Annotated in this window: 5 protein-coding genes; 2 read left to right on the forward strand and 3 right to left on the reverse strand. The window is 57.5% G+C overall.

Going from position 1 to position 3,764, the window contains the following annotated elements; genetic code table 11:
* The 3 genes from V3W31_04290 to V3W31_04300 all read right to left on the reverse strand — a co-directional run.
* Positions 1-348 (reverse strand): 2-C-methyl-D-erythritol 4-phosphate cytidylyltransferase (locus V3W31_04290; GenBank protein ID MEE9614162.1); only part of this gene is annotated, 348 nt, incomplete at its 3' end.
* 164 nt (positions 349-512) lie between these two features.
* Entirely contained in the window at positions 513-1,520 is a 1,008-nt protein-coding gene (locus tag V3W31_04295; protein ID MEE9614163.1) for a PIN domain-containing protein, read from the reverse strand.
* A gap of 55 nt (positions 1,521-1,575) precedes the next feature.
* Positions 1,576-2,082 carry a CarD family transcriptional regulator gene (locus tag V3W31_04300; protein MEE9614164.1) on the reverse strand — a complete coding sequence of 169 codons (507 nt, stop codon included), beginning with the start codon at positions 2,080-2,082 and terminating at the stop codon, positions 1,576-1,578.
* 302 nt (positions 2,083-2,384) lie between these two features.
* On the opposite strand from V3W31_04300, the gene V3W31_04305 reads away from it, so the two are divergent.
* Both V3W31_04305 and V3W31_04310 read left to right on the forward strand, forming a co-directional pair.
* Positions 2,385-3,122, forward strand: coding sequence for an ABC transporter ATP-binding protein (locus tag V3W31_04305; protein MEE9614165.1), 738 nt, complete (start codon positions 2,385-2,387; stop codon positions 3,120-3,122).
* On the forward strand, positions 3,119-3,764 hold a 646-nt coding region (locus V3W31_04310), incomplete at its 3' end, for an ABC transporter permease (protein ID MEE9614166.1). The genes V3W31_04305 and V3W31_04310, both read left to right, overlap by 4 nt.

Consider the following 3,764-nt stretch of genomic DNA (forward strand, 5'->3'; position numbering starts at 1 on the left):
GTCCCAGCTACCGCCTCCACCTCCGGCCATAAGCTCCAGCGCCTTTCCGACCGAATCCTGCCTCTCTCTGCCTCCGGCTATTATATCGCGTACCTTGCCGAAGCCGAAGCTATCGACAACCTCCTTACGGCACCGCTCCTCGTCGCCGGGCGCGACGACGAGGATCACCTCCTCCACCGCGGAGCAGTCCTCGAACGCCGAGAGTGTGTGGGCGAGAAGGGGCTTTCCGCAAAGCTCTACATAGCTCTTTTTAAGCGGCCCGTTCCCCCCCCCCTCGTCCATCCTGCGTCCGCTTCCGGCCGACGGGACTATGGCCACGGTCCTTATCTTTGAAAGGTTCCCGTTCATATCTTTAAGGTGCGCTGACCCCCTCCCCCGCCTTTATGGCGGACAAAAAAATACCCGAGCCTTTAAAGGCCCGGGCCTGCCTACCGGCATATTGCCTGGCCGGAGCTGCATGAGCAGACCTGGCGGACCCGGCTTAAAGGGGTCCGGGCCGGGAGGCGCCGCGCTTAAGTGACATGGAGCCGGACGGGAGGTCTGGGCCCCTCCCGAAGCTTGGAGAATACCATCCGGCCCCCGGCCGTCTGGAGTATGCTGGTTATCTCCACGGTTACGGTCTTGCCCACGCACTCCCTTCCGTTGTCTACGACGACCATCGTGCCGTCGTCGAGGTAGCCCACGCCCTGCCCCTCTTCCCTGCCCTCTTTAAGCACCAGCATCTCCATCAACTCGCCGGGGAGTACCACCGGCTTCAAGGCGCTCGCGAGCGTGTTGATGTTAAGCACCTTCACTCCCTGGAGGTCCGCCACCTTGTTGAGGTTCACGTCGTTGGTGAGCACCTTGCCGCCGAGCTCCCTGGCCAGGGCCACGAGCTTCATATCCACCTCTTTTATCTTGGGGAAGTCACGGTCGGTAATTTGCACGTTGACCTCGCCGCTCTCCTGTATGCGTTTGAGGACGTCCAGGCCTCGCTTGCCCCTGGCCCTCTTTACCGGGTCCGAGGAGTCCGCTATGTGCTGCAGCTCTCCGAGGACGAACTGCGCCACGGTCAGGGTGCCTTCCACAAAGCCGGTGCCGCAGATATCGGCTATCCTGCCGTCGATTATGACGCTGGTGTCGACCACAAGCGGCGGGCCTTCCTCCTCGGCCGTCCCGGAGACGCCGCCAAACACGCCGACGTCGAACTCGTCCCCCTTCCTCATGCCTATGGTAAGGCCCAAGTATCCTATGACGCAGTTGGTGAAGATGTAGGCGGAGAATTCGATATAGGCGTTATTGAAAAAGTGAAGGACGAGCGGATAGGTAAGCAGGTTGGCGACTATAAGACCGATTATAAGACCGATGGCGCCGCCGGCAACGACCCTGAGCGGTGTTTTCTTTACCCTCTCCTCAAAAACAATGGCGGCAAACGCTATTATCAGACCGCTTGCGATTCCCGCGTAAGCAATCCTCTCGTCACCGCCTATCTGGTTCAGTATAAGGCGCAGTATTACGTACCCGCTGAAAGCTGCGAACACAACAAGCAGGGCCCTCATTGAAAAAAGCCCATGCGATGGAGTGTCCGACCGCACCTTACTTCCTCATCATAATGTTAATTTCTTCTTCGACCTTTTCTTCCTTCATCCTCCTTGCCGCTGAAAGCTCCTTGACCAGAAGATTTTTGGCCGTGTCGAACATCCTCCTCTCGCCGAACGAGAGATCCTTATCCACCTTCAGGAGGTACAGGTCCCTCAGGACTTTCGCCACCTCCATCACGCAGCCGGTCTTTATCTTTTCGACGTACTCCCGGTACCTTCTGTTCCAGGTCTGCTTGTCGAAGGCGAGTTCGTTGCGGTCCTTCAATATCTCGTAGACCTTGGGAACCATGCCCTTCTTCATGACCTTCCGGAGGCCCACCGACGAGGCGTTGGACACGGGCACCATTATGGTAGCCTCGCTCCCGAGCACCTTCAGGACGTAAAAGGCCTGATCGGCACCGGAGACCTGCCGCAACTCCACACCCTCTATAACTCCGACCCCGTGGGCCGGATAGACGGCAAGGTCGCCTGATTTAAAGTCGCATCTATAAGGTTTCGGCATAGGCTTGGGAGGTAAACAAGTATGTCACCGAGATTAGCTTAACATAACTGCGGCTCAAAGTCAAACTTCGCCAAGTCGACCCTTTACTCCCCTCCGGCCCGCTACTACCCGGCACCATGATGGTGCTTCACTTTCTGAACGGCCGTTACCGGCACCGGGTATGAAAAAGGCTTATTTACACACAATACCTTACGCTACCCCCGGCGGCGGACGCCGCGACGCACCGTATGAAAATCCCTTTATATGCTTGTCTTTTTCCCTAAATAGATTAGAATCTTGATATCGGAGGAGAGATAGAGATAATGGCCGGAAGCGAAAAACTCGTAGAGGTAAAAGGACTTACGAAGCTCTTTAACGGCTTCAGGGCGGTGGACGACATCTCTTTCGAGGTGGCTAGGGGCGAGATCGTGGGACTGGTCGGCCCCAACGGAGCGGGGAAGACGACGACCCTGCAGATGCTCCTTGGGCTGACCACCCCCACAGGCGGCGAGATAAAAATTTTCGGGCTCGACCTCCGGCGCCACACCGGCGAGATACTCTCGCGCGTGAACTTCTCCTCGTCCTACGTCTCGCTCCCCTACTCGCTGACCGTCCGCGAGAACCTGACCGTCTTCGCGAAACTCTACGAGATAAAAGAGCGAGAGAAAAAAATTCGCGGGCTTCTGGAGACCTTCGAGATAGCGGAGATAGCCGACGAGCCCACGAGAAGGCTCTCCTCGGGGCAGATAACCAGGGTATGTCTGGTCAAGGCTCTCCTTAACGACCCCGAGGTACTCTTCCTGGACGAGCCCACCGCGAGCCTCGACCCGGACATGGCCGATAAGACACGGAAACTCCTTAAACGCATAAACCTGGAACGCTCCCTCTCCATCCTCTATACCTCGCACAACATGCGGGAGATGGAGGAGATGTGCGACCGGATAATATTCCTCGACAGGGGGCGCATCCTGGCAACGGGCCGGGTGGACGAGGTGGTAGAGAAGTTCCGGGGCGCGGACCTCGAAGAGGTCTTCCTGAAGATCGCCAGAAAGGAACTATGAATATAAGAAGGATACTCGCCTACACCACGCGCCACCTATATCTGTATAAGCGAAGCCTGCCTCGGCTTATGGAGATATTCTACTGGCCGCTCCTGGACCTCCTCGTCTGGGGGTTCATAAGCCTCTACCTGGCGCGCTACGGGGGGAAAGGACTGCTCCCGGACTTCGTAGCCTTCTTCGTCGGGGCGCTCATACTCTGGGATATACTCTTCAGGTGCCAGCAGGGGCTTTCGATCTCGTTCCTGGAAGACATGTGGTCGAGGAACCTCCTGAACGTCTTCGTAAGCCCGTTTACGCCCGTGGAGTACGTGTGCTCGCTACTGGTGATAAGCTCCATAAAGCTCGCCCTGGCCTCCACAGTGCTCGTAACGCTCGCGCTCATGCTCTACTCGTTCAACATCTTCGTCCTGGGCTTCCCGCTCATACCGCTCGTCTGCAACCTCATAATAATGGGATGGTCGATAGGGATAATAACAACGGCCGTAATACTCCGGTACGGGCAGGAGGCCGAGGTGCTGGCCTGGGGCATAGCCTTTCTCTTCCAGCCGGTCTCGTGCGTCTTCTACCCGGTGGAGATCCTCCCTCCCGTGCTCCAGACGATAGCGTGGTTCGTCCCGGCCTCGCACGTCTTCGAGGGCATGC

The organism is Thermodesulfobacteriota bacterium (assembly GCA_036482575.1).
In the GTDB taxonomy this organism is placed as follows: Bacteria; Desulfobacterota; GWC2-55-46; order GWC2-55-46; family JAUVFY01; genus JAZGJJ01.

Coding starts and splice junctions, on each gene's coding strand:
- V3W31_04300 (MEE9614164.1), bottom strand. CDS start 2,082: ATGCCGAAACCTTATAGATGCGACTTTAAATCAGGCGACCTTGCCGTC.
- V3W31_04305 (MEE9614165.1), top strand. CDS start 2,385: ATGGCCGGAAGCGAAAAACTCGTAGAGGTAAAAGGACTTACGAAGCTC.